Source organism: Spirosoma lacussanchae, assembly GCF_005870035.1.
GTDB lineage: Bacteria > Bacteroidota > Bacteroidia > Cytophagales > Spirosomataceae > Spirosoma > Spirosoma lacussanchae.
Genome location: NZ_SWJG01000004.1, coordinates 68,643 through 84,805, shown reverse-complemented (window position 1 = coordinate 84,805; position 16,163 = coordinate 68,643). Strand labels below are relative to the sequence as shown.

The following is a 16,163-nucleotide window of genomic DNA, read 5'->3' as shown; positions in this document are numbered from 1 at the left end:
GATGAAAAAACAGGATCGATACCGTTGGGAACTGCTGCTCTGGCTCTGGCTGGCGTTCTTCTTCAATCAGGCTGACCGGCAGATTTTTAATGTTTCGCTGCCACTCATCAAAACGGATCTGGGACTGACCGATGCGCAGGCCGGACTGGTGGGGTCGCTGTTTGCACTGACGCTGGGTCTGATGATCCCCATGGCGGGTATAGCGGGCGACTTGCTGAACCGCAAACGGATCATCGGGTTTTCGTTGTTGTTCTGGAGTGCAGCGACCCTGCTAACGGGGCTAAGTAACAGCCTGCTTCAGCTGATTGTACTCAGGAGTCTGGCCGTGGGGGGCGGGGAAGCCTTTTACGCACCGGCGGCCAACGGACTCATTAGCCAGCATCATCACCAAACGCGAGCACTGGCCATGTCCATCCACCAGACCTCGCTCTACGCGGGCGTAGTGGTGAGCGGGGCGTTGGGCGGCTACATTGCCCAGCAGTACGGCTGGAAGAATGCGTTCTATCTGTTCGGCGGTGCCGGGGTTATCCTGTCAGCTGTTTTGTTCGTTCGTTTGCGCCCAACACCAACACTGGCCGCAACAATTTCAGGAGCGGAGCAACCGGCATTTTTTAAAGAAGCCCTGCTGGCGCTACTGCGCAAACCGGCCGCTCGACTGCTTTGCGGTGCTTTTCTGACGCTGGTGGTTGTCAACGTGGGCTATACGGTATGGACCCCCACGTTTCTGCACGAGAAGTTTGGGTTGTCGGTGGCCGAAGCGGGCTTTACGTCCATGTTTTACCACCACGTTGCCGCCTTTGTGGGGGTGATGGGTGGGGGCTGGCTGTCCGACAGGCTGGCGATGCGCTCGGTTCGATACCGGCTGGTGATCCAAAGCGGGGGCTTACTGCTAGGGGTACCCTTCATTGTCGGTATGGGGCAGGCCGCCACCCCGTTCTGGACGTTTGTTTGTCTGGCCGGGTTTGGTTTTTGCCGGGGCCTGTACGAAGCCAATCTCTACACCACGTTGTTTGAGGTCATTGAGCCGCCCTACCGCTCCACGGCGGTAGGGCTGTCGGCCATGTTTGCCTACGTCATAGCGGCTCTGGTTCCGTTTCTGCTTGGTTATCTCAAACCCACGGTTGGTTTGTCGAACGGCCTCTCTTCGCTGGGGCTGGCCTATCTCCTGGGTGGCCTTTGTGTATGGTCTACGCTCCGGTGGTATTTTCAGAAAGACCGGGTCCAGCAACCCTTAACCCCTGTAAGCGCATGAACGTAACCTGGCTGGGTCAAAGCGGCTATCTGGTAGAAAGCCAGGGCGCGCGGCTGCTCATCGACCCATTCTACAGTGATATTGTCGAGCAGAAGCACGGCCTTAAGCGACTCATGAAAGCACCCGTTCCGATCGCTGACCTGCACCCTGACCTAATCTTCATCACGCACGATCACCTGGATCATTTCGATCCCATCGCCTTGCCGATCATCCATCAAACGTACCCAAGGGCACGGATCATCGGACCCGAGAGCGTCATGAAGAAGGCGCGCGAATTTGACTTTGACGAATCAACACTGGTCCCGTTACCGGTTGGTTCGGTCTACCAGGCGGGCGGGTTCCAGCTGCGGGCACTGCCGGCTTACCACGGCGATCCATTGGCGGTTGGTTTGTTATTACACGTGCAGGACAAAGCCATCTTCTACAGTGGCGACACGATGCTGACAGATGCCTACCTGAATGATATACAGGCTGTTTGCTCCGAACCGATCGACATCGCGTTTATCGTCATCAACGGTCGGCTGGGTAACATGAATCTTACCGAAGCGGTGCGGGTTGCCAGCGCACTCAGGCCCGCCCTGGCTATTCCGATGCATTACGGCATGTTCGCCGAAAATACCGCTGACCCGCTGGAATTTGCCCGAAACTGTCATCAGAACGGCATCAAAACTCAACTGATGCAACCGGGAGTACCGGTTAATTTTTAATCACTGAACGATGCGAAAAGTAATAACGTTTGGCGAAACCATGATGCGGTTAACGACCTGCCAGTATCGTCGGTTTAGCCAGTCTACGGCATATGAAAGTGCCTTTGCCGGCGGAGAGTCAAATGTTGCCTCCGCCCTGGCGAAATGGGCCGTGCCGGTGGCCCACGTGACCCGGTTGCCCGGCACCGATTTAGGCGATGCGGTGGTAGATAGTTTTAAATCGCTGGGCGTCGATACACGCTTTATCCAACGGGGCGGGGGCCGACTGGGTTTGTTTTTTGTCGAAAAAGGCGTGTCGATTCGAGCCGGGAAGGTGATCTATGATCGCGCCGACTCCGCCTTTGCCACGCTTTCTCCAGCTGATTTCGACTGGCCAACCATCCTAGAAGGCGGCAGCTGGTTTCATATTACAGGCATTACCCCGGCGGTTTCCGAACAGGCAGCCAGGGCGTGTTTAGATGCGGTCCAAACCGCCCACAGAATGGGCATTACCGTATCTATGGATGTAGCCTACAGAAGCAAGCTCTGGCAATGGGGAAAACGACCCGCTGATGTTATTCCCGAACTGATTAAACACTGCACGGTCATCGTATGCAGTCCGCACGATACGGCCGACCTGTTTGGCGTCTATCCACACCCGAACGAGGAACCGTTTAGGTCCGTCTGTCAGCAGCTGATGGGCCAGTTTCCAGCCCTGTCAACCATCATCACTACCGAACGGGGCCAGTTGTCGGCTTCGCACAATACGCTGCTGGGCAAGTGCTGGCAGGGCGAGAAACTGCTGGTAACCGAAACGATTGATATTCCCAACCTTGTAGACCGGATTGGCGGAGGTGATGCCTTCATGGCGGGCTTCATTTATGGATCGCTTACGGCAAAGGATACCTTGACCGCGCTGCGTTTTGGCGTGGCTGCTTCGGCCCTGAAACACACCATCGATGGCGACCTGCCCCTGGCCAGCATTGAGGAGATCGAAACAATCATGAACGGCAATACCTCCGGTCGACTAACCCGATAACTCGAATGGCCCGGTTTACACCCAAAGCAATTACCAGCAAACTAGCCACTGTGCCCATCGTTCCCCTGTTTACTCACGCAGACATTACGACGGCCCGCGCTGTTGTCAGAGCCTGTTATGCCAGTGGAGTGCGGGTTTTTGAATACACGAATCGGAGCCCTGATGCCGACCTTGTTTTTGCAGATCTGGTCCAGCTGGTTCGTCAGGAAATGCCTGACCTGGCGCTGGGAATTGGTACCATTTTTACCGCCGATGAGGCCAGGAAGTACATTGACCTGGATGCTGATTTTATCATTCAGCCCATCGTTCAGAAGGAAGTGGCTGACGTATGTCATCAGGCCGGGGTGGCGTGGCTTCCGGGCGCCCTGACCCCGACCGAAATAGCCCAAGCCGATCAGTGGGGGGCCAGTGTGGTTAAGATTTTCCCAGCCAGCATAGTCGGTCCCGCCTTTATTGGGGCCATCAGAGGGCCTATGCCCACGGTCAAACTCATGGCGACGGGTGGGGTAGAGCCGACCCATGCAAACCTGCGGTCCTGGTTCTCGGCAGGCGCTTTCTGCGTGGGTATGGGCTCGCAGCTTTTTCCGGCTTCGGTTCTGGCCGCTCAGGAGTACGGACAAATCCAGGCACTGGTTGCCAATTGCGTTGCTGTCACGAAACAAATCATAAACTAATAGATTAACCATGAAGATCACCGCCATTGAAACGTATATCTGTCACGCCTATCGTACCAATTGGGTGTTTGTGCGCGTCATGACCAATGTCGACGGGCTCTACGGTATCGGCGAGGCTACGCTGGAACATAACGAGCTGACCGTCGCGCAGCAGTGCCGCGAGCTGGAGCGCATTTTTGTAGGTAAAGACCCGCGTAACATCGAGAGTCTCTGGCACGAAGCCTACCGCGACGTGTACTGGCGGGGTGGTTCGGTGTTGATGAGCGCGTTGTCGGGGGTCGAGATGGCCCTGTGGGACATCACGGCTAAAGACCTCGGCGTACCCGTGTATCGGCTCATGGGTGGTAGAGTACGCGACAGCGTTCCCTGCTACGCCAACGGCTGGTTTGCCCCGGCTAAAACCCCCGAACAGTTCGCTGAAAAAGCAGCTTTTGCCATCCGGCAAGGCTTCAAAGCTCTTAAATGGGATCCCTTCGGAGCCGCCTACCTAACTATGAACCGGGTGGAGTTTGATGGGGCCATGGCGGTGGTTGCTGCCGTGCGCGATGCCACGCGGGGTAAAGCGGATATTATCATTGAAGGACACGGACGGTTCGACATCCCGACGGCGGTACGGATTGGTCATGCCCTCGAAAAATTTGAACCGCTTTGGTTTGAAGAACCCCTGCCGCCCGAAAATCTGGAAGGACTGGCTGAGGTAAAACGCCGGGTGAACGTACCCATAGCCGCTGGCGAACGTCTGTATAATCGCTGGAATTTTCGGTCATTGTTTGAACTGCGGGCCGCCGACTTTGTGCAGCCCGACGTCAGCCACGCGGGTGGGCTGGCCGAGACCAAAAAAATTGCGGCTATGGCCGAAGCCTATCACCTGCCCGTTTGCCCACACAACCCGATTGGGCCGGTTGCCAATGCCGCTACGTTGCAACTGGCGGCTTGCGTACCGAACTTCTACCTGCTCGAAACGATGAATACTGACGTGCCCTGGCGTTCAGAAATTACGACCGAAGCGGTGCAGTTTGTGAACGGCGAGATGATCATTTCCGATAAACCGGGACTAGGTATTGATCTGAACCTGGCCGAAATCGCCAAGCACCCCTTCGACCCGCGCCCGCTGCGGCACTACAAAGGAACGCTGACCGAAATCCGCCCGGCCGACGCGCAGAGCTACTTCGTCAGCTAAGATGCTCTGACATACTACTAGTCGGGTGAACAATACCAGCGTGAAAGCCGGTACTCTGCTTCCAACTTGTTGACAGGATGGTAAAAAAGGCTAATCAAATGGCTTTCCGAGCAGAAGGTTAGTGCCAACTTGCGCTCATTTCCACCATAAACAAACCAGCATGAAAGATAGAACTATGCGGTTCTTTGGGCTCACTGTAGATTTAAACCGACTAGTGACTTGTCCTGTCAACACCTGCTTTGTGGTCTCAATAACGCTGCTTTTGCTTGTGGGTAAGTCAAATCTGACCCAGGCACAGGCTGTATCGAAACCAGTTCCCCCTGTCGTTAACCAGCCATTGGTCAGTAAAGTCAAATCGACCAAAGGGCTGGTGGCGCTATGGGATTTTAAGGAGCCTTCGGGGCAGTCCCGTCAGGCAATTGGTACAGCTGACTTTCCTCTCGCTGAAACCGGCGGCCCGGTTCCCCGCTACAGCGAGGGGCCGCTTTCGGGCTATTCGGCTGGTTTTGGTAAGGGGGCCTATCTGTCGCTACCCAACGCCCGAACTGGCGCGCTGAATATACATGGTGCGAAACAGGGCGTAACGGTAGTCGCCTGGGTCAACTGGTCGGGCGAACGAACGGGCTTTGTGGGCGGAATGTGGAACGAATACCAGGATGGAGGCAAGCGCCAGTACGGGCTGTTTGTGTCTTTGCCCTACTACAACGGAAAAGATCAGGTGTGCGGTCACGTGTCGAAAACGGGGAAGCCCACTCCGCCGTTTCCCTATTCCATCGACTACTCGGCCAGTAAGCAGACGGTGCCCGCCAACGAGTGGGTGTGTATAGCCTTTACCTACGACGGAAAAGCGATCAAGTCGTATCTGAATGGGGTTTTTGAAGCCCGACCTGCCGAACTGATCGACCATACCAGGGGAATGGCTGGCTATCCGAACGGGCTGACTCAAACCAAGAACCCGTACTATTTTCCGGACGGGATCGGTAACAACGGCTCTGACTTTACCGTTGGGGCGGTGCTGCTGAAAAGCGGTATGGGAAATCTCTTTACGGGCAAAATAGGCGGTCTGGCCGTATTTGACCGTGCGTTGAGCGCAACGGAGCTGACCCGGCTGGTTCGTTGATCTGACAGGAACGCAAACGTGAACGCTTCGCTCAGACAGGAGCGCGTCTAAGCTGCCCCGGCCGGTCGACGATGGGAAATAGCTACTTCTATCTGGTTTTTATCTATATTTTTGAGGACGCAGGCGCGATGCCCAGGTCGAATACAGCGCTGTCTGCCCCGCGCATGGTCCAGTATAGGTTTGGTTTACCGCACAGCCGATTCATCAGTGGGCTTATCAGTAGCCTGCTGGCCGGGCTGCTGCTCATTCTGGCCGGGTGTGCCGAAACGAAATCAAAGGCCGTCTATCGTATTGGTTTCTCGCAGTGTACCGGCGCTGACCTGTGGCGTCAAACCATGCTTAACGACATGAAACGGGCGCTGGCGCTGCACCCGGAATACGATTTACGCTACAAAGACGCGGGCAATAGTACCGCCCGGCAACTACGCCAGATCGAGCAGCTGACAGCTGAAGGAATCGATTTGCTCATCGTTTCCCCAAATGAATCGGTCCCGATTACCAAAGCCGTTGATGCCGTATTCAAAAAAGGCATACCAGTCATTGTGCTCGACCGGCGCATCACGTCAACATCGTACAATACGTTTATCAGTGGCGATAACGTCGAGATTGGTCGACTGGCGGGGCGGTTTGTCGGCTCGTTGCTGAAAGGGCAGGGGACGGTAGTTGAAGTAACCGGTCTGGCCGGGTCGTCGCCTGCTCAGGAGCGCCGTCAGGGGTTTCGGGAGCAGCTGGCCCGAACGCCGGGGGTGCGCGTCATTCGGGAACTCGACGGGCAGTGGGAGCGCGACACCGCCCGGCATCTGGCCGAGCGAAAGAAACAAATACTGCAACGGGCCGATGTGGTGTTCGCACACAATGAAGTCATGGCGCTGGGCGTCCAGCAGGTTTGTAAAAAATACGGTCTGGACCGACGAATCCGGTTTGTCGGTATCGATGGTCTGCCCGGCCCGGTGGGTGGCATGCGGCTGGTATCGGATGGTATTCTGACCGCTACGTTTCTGTACCCAACGGGGGGCGAGGAAGCCATAGAAGCCGCTGCCCGGATTCTGAGCGGGAAAGCCGTGCCGCGCGAAACGATTCTGAAGTCGTTTCAGATCGACGCGTCCAATGTGCAGGCCCTGAAAGCACAGAGCGATCGATTGTATACCCAGCAACGGGATATTGAGCGGCAAACCCGGCGAATTCATCAGCTGACTGAAACGTATTCGTCACAGCGAAACCGGCTCTACATCACCCTGTTCAGCCTGGTGGTGGTAATTGTGCTGGGCGCCTGGGCCCTGTACTTGGTCCGCGAAAAACAGGCCGCCTACCAGCAGCTGGCGCAGCAGAACGACGCCATCCGGCAGCAAAAAGACCAGATCGAAGCCGTTTCGCGGCAGGCCCGGCAGGCCACCGAAGAGAAGCTTCGGTTTTATTCGTACATCTCCCACGAGTTCAACACCCCGCTCAGTCTGATTCTCACCCCTACCGAAGACCTGCTGGCGCGCAGGCAGATCGATCCGCGGGAGGTAAAGACGAGTTTGCTGCTCGTCCGGAAAAATGCGTACCGGTTGTTGCGGCTGGTCGACCAGATGCTGGATCTGCGAAAAGCCGATGCCGGCAAGCTGCAACTCAACGCCCGGCAGGAAGACCTGGTCGCGTTTGTGCAGGATATTGTACAGGATTTCGGGCAAAAAGCCGCCAGGCAGCGGATCGATCTGCGGCTGATCAGCAGCGAATCGAAACAGCTCATCTGGTTTGACCGGGACAAGCTGGACAAGGTGCTGTTCAACCTGCTGTCCAACGCCTTCAAGTATACACCGAGAGGTGGGTTTATTCATGTGCAGCTCGAAGAGCGGGCAGAAACCGTACTCGTTCGGGTGCAGGATAATGGCGAGGGCATGACAGCCGACGAACAAACCCATATTTTCGATCTGTTCTATACCGGCGGTAACCGCTTTACGCTGGGAAACGGGCTGGGGCTGGCGCTCTCGCGCGAGTTTGTAGAGCTGCACCAGGGCGAACTGACGGTACAGTCGGAGAAGGGGCGGGGCACGACGTTCACCCTGCAGCTTCCGCTCGGGAGTGCCCACCTCGACCCAACCGACATCGAGCCAGTGCCCGCGCGGCAGCCGGGTCTGCCCGTAGAGGAAGACTGGGCGCAGGCCGAAACGGGCGTGGCCGAAGCCGGGGCGCGTAAGTCGGGTACCCTACTCCTGGTTGAAGACCATGACGAACTGCGCCAATACCTGGTATCTCGCCTGGCTGACCGGTTCGAGGTACTGGCCGAGTCGACGGCCGAGCAGGGCTGGGAGCGCATCCTGGAAACGATTCCTGATCTGATTATCAGTGATATCATGCTGTCGGGCCAGCCGGCACAGGCCATGGACGGGCTTCAGCTCACCCAACGCATCAAAAACGATTTTCGTACCTCCACCATACCCGTTATTCTGCTGACCGCCAAAGGACAGATGGAAGATCGGATTGAAGGGGCCCGTGCCGGGGCCGACGCCTATATCAGCAAGCCGTTTCAGATGGCTTATCTGCTCGAAACGATCAATACCACCCTTATCAATCGGGAGAAATGGCAACAGCGCTATACGGGCGATTACCTGGCTAAAACCGAAAACCGACAGGAGAAAAAGTTTCTGAATGAATTGACTGCCCTCATCGAGCGGAAACTGACCGATACGTCTTTCGGCGTAGAGCAACTGAGCCGCGAGATGGGGCTGTCGCGGGTGCAACTGTACCGCAAAACCCAGACCCTGCTGGGGAAAAACGTGGCCGACTATTTTGCCGAAATCCGGCTCAAGAAAGCCCGGGCGCTACTGACGGAGACCAGCAAGCCCATTGCCGAAATTGCGTTCGAAACCGGCTTCAGTTCGCCCGCCTATTTTACGACTTTCTTCAAGCAGCACACCCACCAGACACCCTCCGAATACCGGAAATCGCCCTCCATCAATGCGTAAGTGAACCGGCCTGACGTTCGGTATACCAGCCCGTTTCCCTGACAATGTACCATCGGCCGGCGGATTAAAGACTGGGATTGGTTCGTAGCAACCCAACACAGCCCCCTGCCAAGCGGGTTAGAATGATACGGAAACCGGCAGCCAGGGGCCGTATGTTGTGGCCAGACAGTAGACCGGGGGCCGACGGGTCTTCCTCCAAAAACCCGCGTTCACCGGCTGAAAAGACGGACTCATCCACCTTTTTTTGACGGCTTATCGGTCGCCCTGCATCTTTGCCCGTTCCCCAACGATCGACACATCTGTATGACTAACCGGCTGACTTCGAAGCAAAAATGGCAACTGGCTATCCGGCTGCTGCTGTTGTATGCCCCGCTGCTTCTGTATGTCAACCTGCCCGAAGCGGCCCGCACAGCCGATACCCTGCTGGATGGACTGCCGTATTTTCTGGGCTTCAGTGTGGTGGCTCTGGGCATGTACTTCATTTGGATCAACGCGACGGATTTGATACAGCGGCAGCTGTTTCGGTGGTTCGGCGAAGAGTTTCTGCTCGAGTTCAACTGGCTGGCGTTGCTACTGGCCGTGCTGGTATCGCTCGGGCTGGCGATGCTGTACATCCTTGCTTTTCGTGTTGTTCTGCAGGGCATTTTTACCGTGATTCATTACATCCAGCCCTTTACAGGGCCGAAGCCGGACCCATCTACGCTGCCCGCCGAAGCCCTGGCCTATGTCCAGCGTGCCAACAACGGCTTTTCGGTGGTGATCATGCTCTCTGCCTTTTACCTGACCATCAACGCCCGCGCCTACCTGCAGCTGAAAAATGTTCAGCTCAAAGCTGAACGGCTGGAAAAAGAAGCAGCCCTGAGCCAGTTCGAAGCGCTAAAGAACCAGCTCAGTCCGCATTTTCTGTTCAATAGCCTGAGCATCCTCACCTCGCTGATTCACGAAGACGTTGACCTTTCTGAGCAATTCATCAAACACCTGTCCAAAGCGTACCGCTACATTCTCGAACAGCGCGATCAGAATCTGGTGCTTCTCAAAACCGAACTTGAGTTCATTCAGGCGTATACCTTTCTGCTCCAGATTCGGTTTGAGAATAAATTTCAGGTCAGTGTCGATGTACCGCAGGAGGTGCAGCAGCAGTACCGCATTGCCCCGCTATCGTTGCAGATGCTGGTAGAAAATGCGGTCAAGCATAATCGAATGTCGGTACGGGAGCCGCTTCAGGTCCGGATTTACAGTCAGGGAGAAGAGCTCGTGATTGATAATCGGATACAGCCCCGCGACCAACCCGAGTTCTCGACCGGCGTAGGACTCCGCAACATCACGAACCGCTATGCCCTGTTGAGCGACCGTCGGGTTGAGTACGGCGCGCAGGCCGGTAACTTCATGGTAAAAATTCCACTGATAGTATGAACGTAGTAATTATTGAAGACGAAGGCCGTACGGCCCGGCAACTGGAACGTCTGATCAACAAATACGACCCGTCCATCACCATACTGGCGCAACTGCCGTCGGTTAAAGACGCGCTGGCCTGGTTCCGGCAGCACCCCCAGCCCGATCTGGCGTTCATGGATATTCACCTGGAAGACGGGCTGGCCTTCAGTCTGTTCGAGCAGATGAACCTGACCGTGCCCGTCATTTTCACTACCGCCTACGAAGAGTATACCATCCGGGCCTTTAAGGTCAACAGCATTGATTACTTGCTCAAGCCAGTCGATTATACCGAGCTGACGGCCGCGCTGGATAAATTCAAAACCGTTCGGGCTACCCCCCGGCTGCCCGATCTGCAGGCCCTGGTCGAGCTCATGCAAAAACCACGGTCGGCTGCCTACAAAGAGCGGTTCATGATCAGCATCGGTACCAAAATCCGCAGTGTGGAGGTTACGGAGCTGGCCTATTTTGTCTCGGAAGAGAAAGCTACGTTTCTGGTCACCCGCGAAGGTCTTCATCTGCCCGTTGAATACAGCCTCGACCAGCTGGCCGGACTCCTCAATCCGGACCAGTTCTTTCGGGTAAACCGGCAGTTTCTGGTGGCCCGATCCGCCATTCAGACCATTCAGGCCTACTCGGCGGGTAAGCTCCGGCTGGATCTGACGCCCCCGTCGCGGCAGGAAATATTCGTTAGTATGAGCCGTCTGTCGGAGTTTAAAGACTGGCTGGGCCGGTAGAACGCATTCATTCGTCAGCCATAAACCGATGTCCAACCGGGTTAACGGGCTGTTCGTCCTGTTTTTGTTTCAGGGGTATTCGCGCCTGCACACCTTTGTACAGCATTAAGCAACCCCATGAAAACACACATCTACCTGATCGCTATCCTGCTGCTTGGTATCGGCTCGTCTGTCCGGGCTCAATTTCCAATGGGTGGCGGAGTTACACCTACCAAAGCACTGCCCGGTACCGCGGGCGACCAAAGCCCCAAAGGGAACGCCCGGATTACGGGCTATGTGCTGGACTCGGCCCAGACTAAAGCCGTTGAATTTGCCTCTGTTGCTCTCTACAACAAAACGACCGGCAAAGCCGTAGACGGCGCCGTTGCCGACGATAAAGGAAAGTTTACCCTGTCGAAACTGGTGGCAGGTGAATACAGGCTGCTGTTCACGTTTGTCGGCTTCCGGAACAAGACCATCGACGACGTGAAGCTGACCAGCGGCCAAACCCTCGATCTGGGTGTGATCCGGCTTAGTCCAAGCGTAAAAACGCTCGAAGAAGTAAACGTAGTGGGGCAGGCCGCGCTCATCGAAGAAAAAGTAGACCGGCTGGTCTACAACGCCGAGAAAGACATCACGGCCAAAGGGGGCGATGCATCGGATGTGCTGCGGAAAGTACCCCTGCTGACCGTCGATCTGGACGGTAATGTCAGCCTGCGCGGCAGCCAGAACATCCGGGTGCTGATCAACAATAAGCCCAGCACCATTGTGGCCAGCAGCGTAGCCGACGCCCTCAAGCAGATTCCGGCCGATCAGATCAAAACCGTGGAGGTGATTACCAGCCCTTCGGCCAAGTACGATGCCGAAGGGTCCGGGGGGATTATCAACATCATCACCAAAAAGAACAGTTTGCAGGGTCTGAACCTGAATCTGGATTCGGGGGTGGGCAACCGGGGCTCATCGCTATCACTAAACGGCAACTACCGCAAAGGCAAGGCGGGCTTTACGCTCGGCGGCTTCGGGCGGGCCAACTATAACACCATCACCCGCACCAGCCTGGAGCAGACCAGCCGCGTCAATGATGTGACGACCACCACCCGGCAAACGGGCGATGGCTCCAGTTCAGGGCTGTTTGGTCAGTATAACCTGGGCTTCGATTATGACCTGGCCAAAAACCAGAGTCTGACGGCGGGCGTACGCTACGGGGTCCGTAACTTTCTCAGTCAGCAGGATCTGGTAACCCGCTTGTTCACCAACGGTCTGCCCAGCTCGACCGCGAGCCGGAATGTTGATGCCAAAAACCTCTCCGGCACCGTCGATGTCAACGTCGATTACCTGCATACGTACAAGCCGCAGCAGGAGTGGAGCATCTCGACTCTGTACAGCCGCAACGACCTCACCAACAACTTCGACGCGGATTTGCTCGGCACCAGCGGAGCGCTCACTGGCCGGCAGCGGAACCTGAATAAAAACATCAATGAGGAGTTTACCCTCCAGACCGATTACCAAACACCGATCAAAAAGAACCAGCTGCTCGAGTTTGGCGGGAAAGCCATCCTGCGGGAAGTCAACAGCGACTACCGCTACCTGACAGCCGGGCCAACGGGCGATTTCAGAACCGAAACGAACGGCACCCAGGGCGAGCTGCTGTACCACCAGAACATTGCGGCCGGTTATAGCTCGTATACCTACACCACCAAGAATCGCTACACCCTGAAAGGGGGCCTGCGCTATGAGCACACCTTCATCGACGCCAGCACGAGGGAGAGCGGTGTGCTGGGTATTGCCAACTACGGTGTGCTGGTTCCGAGCCTGAATGCGTCAAAAACCATAAAAGGAACCTCGATCAAGCTGGCGTTTAACCGCCGGATTCAGCGGCCGGGTCTGCAGCAGCTGAACCCGAACTTCAACGCGGCTAACCCGCAGAATATCACGATTGGTAACCCCGAGCTGCTGCCTGAGCTGACCAATAACTTTGAGCTGGCCCTGAGCAGAACCATCAAGAAAACGTTTATCAACGCCAGCTTCTTCGGGCGGGTAACCAACAACGCCATCACGCAGGTGCGGCAACCGTCCGATACGCTGCCCGGGGCTATCGTAACGACCTATCAGAACATTGGTCGTCAGTATGCCTACGGCACCAACATTTTCGGAAACGTGGCGGTAACCTCTAAAATCAACGTAGGTATCTTCTTCAACACCTTCTATACCAGCCTGACCGGTCAGGAACTGGGGGTCGATGGCCTCTCCAAAACGCTGACCAACGATGGCTTTAACGTGAGCGGTGGTACGTTTGCGTCGGCTCAGTTCCGCAAAGGATGGGGGGTGCAGGCGTTTGGCTTCCTGCAGGGTTCTCAGGTACAGCTGCAGGGTCGCCAGGGCGGCTTTGGGTTCTACACCCTGGGTGTGAAAAAGGACATCGCCAACAAGAAGGGGAGCGTGGGGCTGGCCGCAGAAAATTTCCTGAACGACCGCTTCAATATTCATACTGTCCTAAATTCTCCGCAACTTAGCCAGATCAGCGACGTATACCTGTATAATCGGGGCATCCGGTTGACGTTTACCTACAAAATTGGGAAAATGACCATGGAAGCCCCCCGCAAAAAAGCCCGCTCTGTCAACAACGACGACGTGAAGAGCGAAGGTGGTCAAACCCAGTCGGGTGGTACCACCGGTGGCGGACAGCCCCGTCAGTAATGCGTTCTGAAACCCTTGTTAACCGTACTAATCGAAAATTCACTAACACAATGAAAACAACCCCGTTTCTGGCCTCAGCGCTGGCCGTTTTTGCTACTGTAGGTGCCTTTGCGCAATCGGTAGATGAGATCGTAGACAAACACATTGCGGCCCTCGGTGGCGCCGATAAACTGAAAGGGGTTAAAACCCTGGTTATGGAGCAGTCGATTTCGGTGCAGGGTATGGATATTCCCAGTAAAACGACACTGGTATTGGGTAAAGCTTCCCGGTCCGAGTCGACCGTTATGGGGAACTCCATGATCCAGGTCGTTGACGGCAGTTCGGGCTGGATGGTTCGGCCCGCCATGATGGGCGGCACGGGTGATCCGGAAGACATGCCAGCCGATCAGCTGAAGCAGCAGATGGGTCAACTCGATGTGTTCCCGCTGCTGGGCTACAAAGAGAAGGGTACCCAGCTCGAACTGGTCGGAAAAGAGAAGGTAGACGGCAAAGATGTGTATCACCTCAAAGTAACCGGTAAAGACGGTCAGCCCTATGATGAGTACATCGATGCCACCACGTATATGGTCAGCAAGATCAAGCGGTCGATGAATGGTCAGGTAGGCGAGATTGTGCTGTCTGACTACAAAGAGACGGACGGTATCAAATTTCCGAAGACGATGGAAATGGAAGCTGGCCAGATGGGTACGCTGACCTTTACCACCGAAAAAGTAACCGTAAACGGCAACGTGGACGAAGCTATTTTCAAGAAGCCCGCTAAATAAGCGGCTGGGTTAGCAGGAACCGGCTGGAACAAGCCGGGCCACAAGAAGTTCGTACGAGGGCTGGAACGGGGTTGGGCATTGGCCCGGCTTGTTCCAGCCCTCAGTCGTTGTAAACAGGGCTGTAACAAAACAAAAAATCAGCGTATCATTAGTGAAAGTCGCTGCATTGTATGAGTCTGCAAACAACTGATTCATAGGGTGTTGTTATGATATCTGATTTCGAAAGAAACAGAACGTATACTGCAAGCGTAGTGAACCGCATTTCTACACCTTTGACTCATCAAATGACATTTTCCGGTCGGGTATGAGTCAGCAACAGCGTATTTTCTTCTGGTCGATTACGGCCGCTCTGGGTGGTTTTTTATTTGGCTTCGATACAGCCGTTATCTCCGGCGTCGAACAGTCCCTGCAACGATTATGGGAGCTTAGCGTCTGGGAACATGGCCTGACGGTATCTATGGCGCTGGTCGGAACGGTACTGGGGGCTATGCTGGGCGGCATACCGGCCGAGCGCCTGGGGCGTCGCAAAACCCTCTTCTGGATTGCCGTTCTATATCTGGTCTCCTCGCTGGGTACGGCGCTGGCCATGGACTGGGGCACCTTTCTGGTATTTCGATTCCTGGGCGGACTGGGCGTCGGGGCGTCGTCGGTAGCTGCACCTATGTACATCACCGAAATCTCTCCCGCCCGGTCGCGGGGGCGGCTGGTGGCGCTGTTTCAGTTCAACGTGGTGCTGGGTATCCTGATCGCTTACCTGTCCAACTACCTGTTGCAGGACATTGGCGATAATGCCTGGCGCTGGATGCTGGGCGTACAGGCCCTGCCCTCGCTGCTGTTCCTGCTGGCCGTGCTGAACATTCCCGAAAGTCCACGCTGGCTGTTGCTGCGTAAAGGAAACGTGGACGAAGCCCGCGAGGTACTCAAACTCATCGACGAAGAAAACTATACGGAAACCCTGCTGGCCCTCCAGTTGAGCGCTGCTCAAACGGCCAGCCAGCCGGGCCAGCAGCAGGCGACACTCTTCTCGGCCCGGTATCGGACTCCCATCATGCTGGCCGTTCTGTTTGCGGTATTCAACCAGGTTTCAGGCATCAACGCCATCATTTATTACGCCCCCCGTATTTTTGAGATGACGGGTCTGGGCAAAAGTTCTGCCTTGCTATCGTCGGCCGGGATCGGGGTGATCAACCTGCTATTCACCCTGCTGGCGATGAACCTGATCGACCGGTTTGGGCGCAGAACCCTGATGTTTATCGGGTCCGTGGGCCTGATCGTAACCCTGGGCCTGGTGGCCAGGGCTTTCTATCTCGAAGACTTCGGCGGCCTGTCGGTACCCATTTTTCTCTTCGTGTACATTGCCTTCTTTGCCTTTTCGCAGGGGGGGGTGATCTGGGTATTTATCTCCGAGATTTTTCCGAACGAAGTGCGGGCGCAGGGGCAGGCGCTGGGCAGCTTTACCCACTGGCTCATGGCTGCCATCATCACGTTTTCATTTCCTTATTTCGCTGAAGCAATCGGCGGTGCCTATACATTCCTGTTCTTCTGCCTGATGATGGTCGTTCAGCTCATCTTCGTCTGGAAGTTTATGCCCGAAACCAAAGGCACCAGCCTGGAGCAGGTCGGCAAATCATTCGTTGTTCATTAAGCCCCCGTATC

At 55.8% G+C, this 16,163-nt stretch carries 12 protein-coding genes; all 12 read left to right on the top strand.

Translation table 11 applies throughout. The features are described from left to right. Position 1: 1 nt before the first annotated feature. The 12 genes from FBR45_RS16240 (at position 2) to FBR45_RS16185 (ending at position 16,152) form a co-directional block, all read left to right on the top strand. Positions 2–1,252: an MFS transporter gene (locus FBR45_RS16240; protein WP_138504188.1), complete on the top strand. Its 1,251-nt coding sequence runs from the start codon at positions 2–4 to the stop codon at positions 1,250–1,252. Beyond that, positions 1,249–1,959 (top strand): MBL fold metallo-hydrolase, encoded by a 711-nt coding sequence (locus FBR45_RS16235; protein WP_171044910.1) that lies wholly within the window; start codon positions 1,249–1,251, stop codon positions 1,957–1,959. Before FBR45_RS16240 ends, FBR45_RS16235 begins: the two co-directional genes overlap by 4 nt. Before the next feature lie 10 nt (positions 1,960–1,969). Next, entirely contained in the window at positions 1,970–2,977 is a 1,008-nt protein-coding gene (locus FBR45_RS16230; RefSeq protein ID WP_138504184.1) for a sugar kinase, read from the top strand. Between the two features lie 5 nt (positions 2,978–2,982). Further along, entirely contained in the window at positions 2,983–3,651 is a 669-nt protein-coding gene (locus tag FBR45_RS16225; RefSeq protein WP_138504182.1) for a beta/alpha barrel domain-containing protein, read from the top strand. A gap of 10 nt (positions 3,652–3,661) precedes the next feature. Then, positions 3,662–4,831 carry a galactonate dehydratase gene (gene dgoD, locus FBR45_RS16220; RefSeq protein WP_138504179.1) on the top strand — a complete coding sequence of 390 codons (1,170 nt, stop codon included), beginning with the start codon at positions 3,662–3,664 and terminating at the stop codon, positions 4,829–4,831. Between the two features lie 268 nt (positions 4,832–5,099). Continuing rightward, positions 5,100–5,951 carry a LamG domain-containing protein gene (locus FBR45_RS16215; RefSeq protein ID WP_246082268.1) on the top strand — a complete coding sequence of 284 codons (852 nt, stop codon included), beginning with the start codon at positions 5,100–5,102 and terminating at the stop codon, positions 5,949–5,951. Between the two features lie 164 nt (positions 5,952–6,115). Next, the gene (locus FBR45_RS16210; protein ID WP_138504177.1) at positions 6,116–8,899 is read left to right on the top strand and encodes a substrate-binding domain-containing protein; all 2,784 of its coding nucleotides are present in this window, start codon (positions 6,116–6,118) and stop codon (positions 8,897–8,899) included. 303 nt (positions 8,900–9,202) lie between these two features. Beyond that, positions 9,203–10,312: a sensor histidine kinase gene (locus FBR45_RS16205; RefSeq protein WP_138504175.1), complete on the top strand. Its 1,110-nt coding sequence runs from the start codon at positions 9,203–9,205 to the stop codon at positions 10,310–10,312. Next, positions 10,309–11,067, top strand: a complete 759-nt coding sequence (locus FBR45_RS16200; RefSeq protein WP_138504172.1) for a LytR/AlgR family response regulator transcription factor — start codon at positions 10,309–10,311, stop codon at positions 11,065–11,067. Before FBR45_RS16205 ends, FBR45_RS16200 begins: the two co-directional genes overlap by 4 nt. Positions 11,068–11,184: 117 nt before the next feature. After that, the gene (locus FBR45_RS16195; protein WP_138504171.1) at positions 11,185–13,743 is read left to right on the top strand and encodes a TonB-dependent receptor domain-containing protein; all 2,559 of its coding nucleotides are present in this window, start codon (positions 11,185–11,187) and stop codon (positions 13,741–13,743) included. Between the two features lie 50 nt (positions 13,744–13,793). Next, a complete protein-coding gene (locus FBR45_RS16190; RefSeq protein WP_138504169.1) occupies positions 13,794–14,507 on the top strand; it encodes an outer membrane lipoprotein-sorting protein in 714 nt (237 codons plus the stop codon). A gap of 304 nt (positions 14,508–14,811) precedes the next feature. Beyond that, on the top strand, positions 14,812–16,152 hold the full coding sequence (locus FBR45_RS16185) for a sugar porter family MFS transporter (RefSeq protein ID WP_138504167.1): 1,341 nt from the start codon (positions 14,812–14,814) through the stop codon (positions 16,150–16,152). Positions 16,153–16,163: the final 11 nt, after the last annotated feature.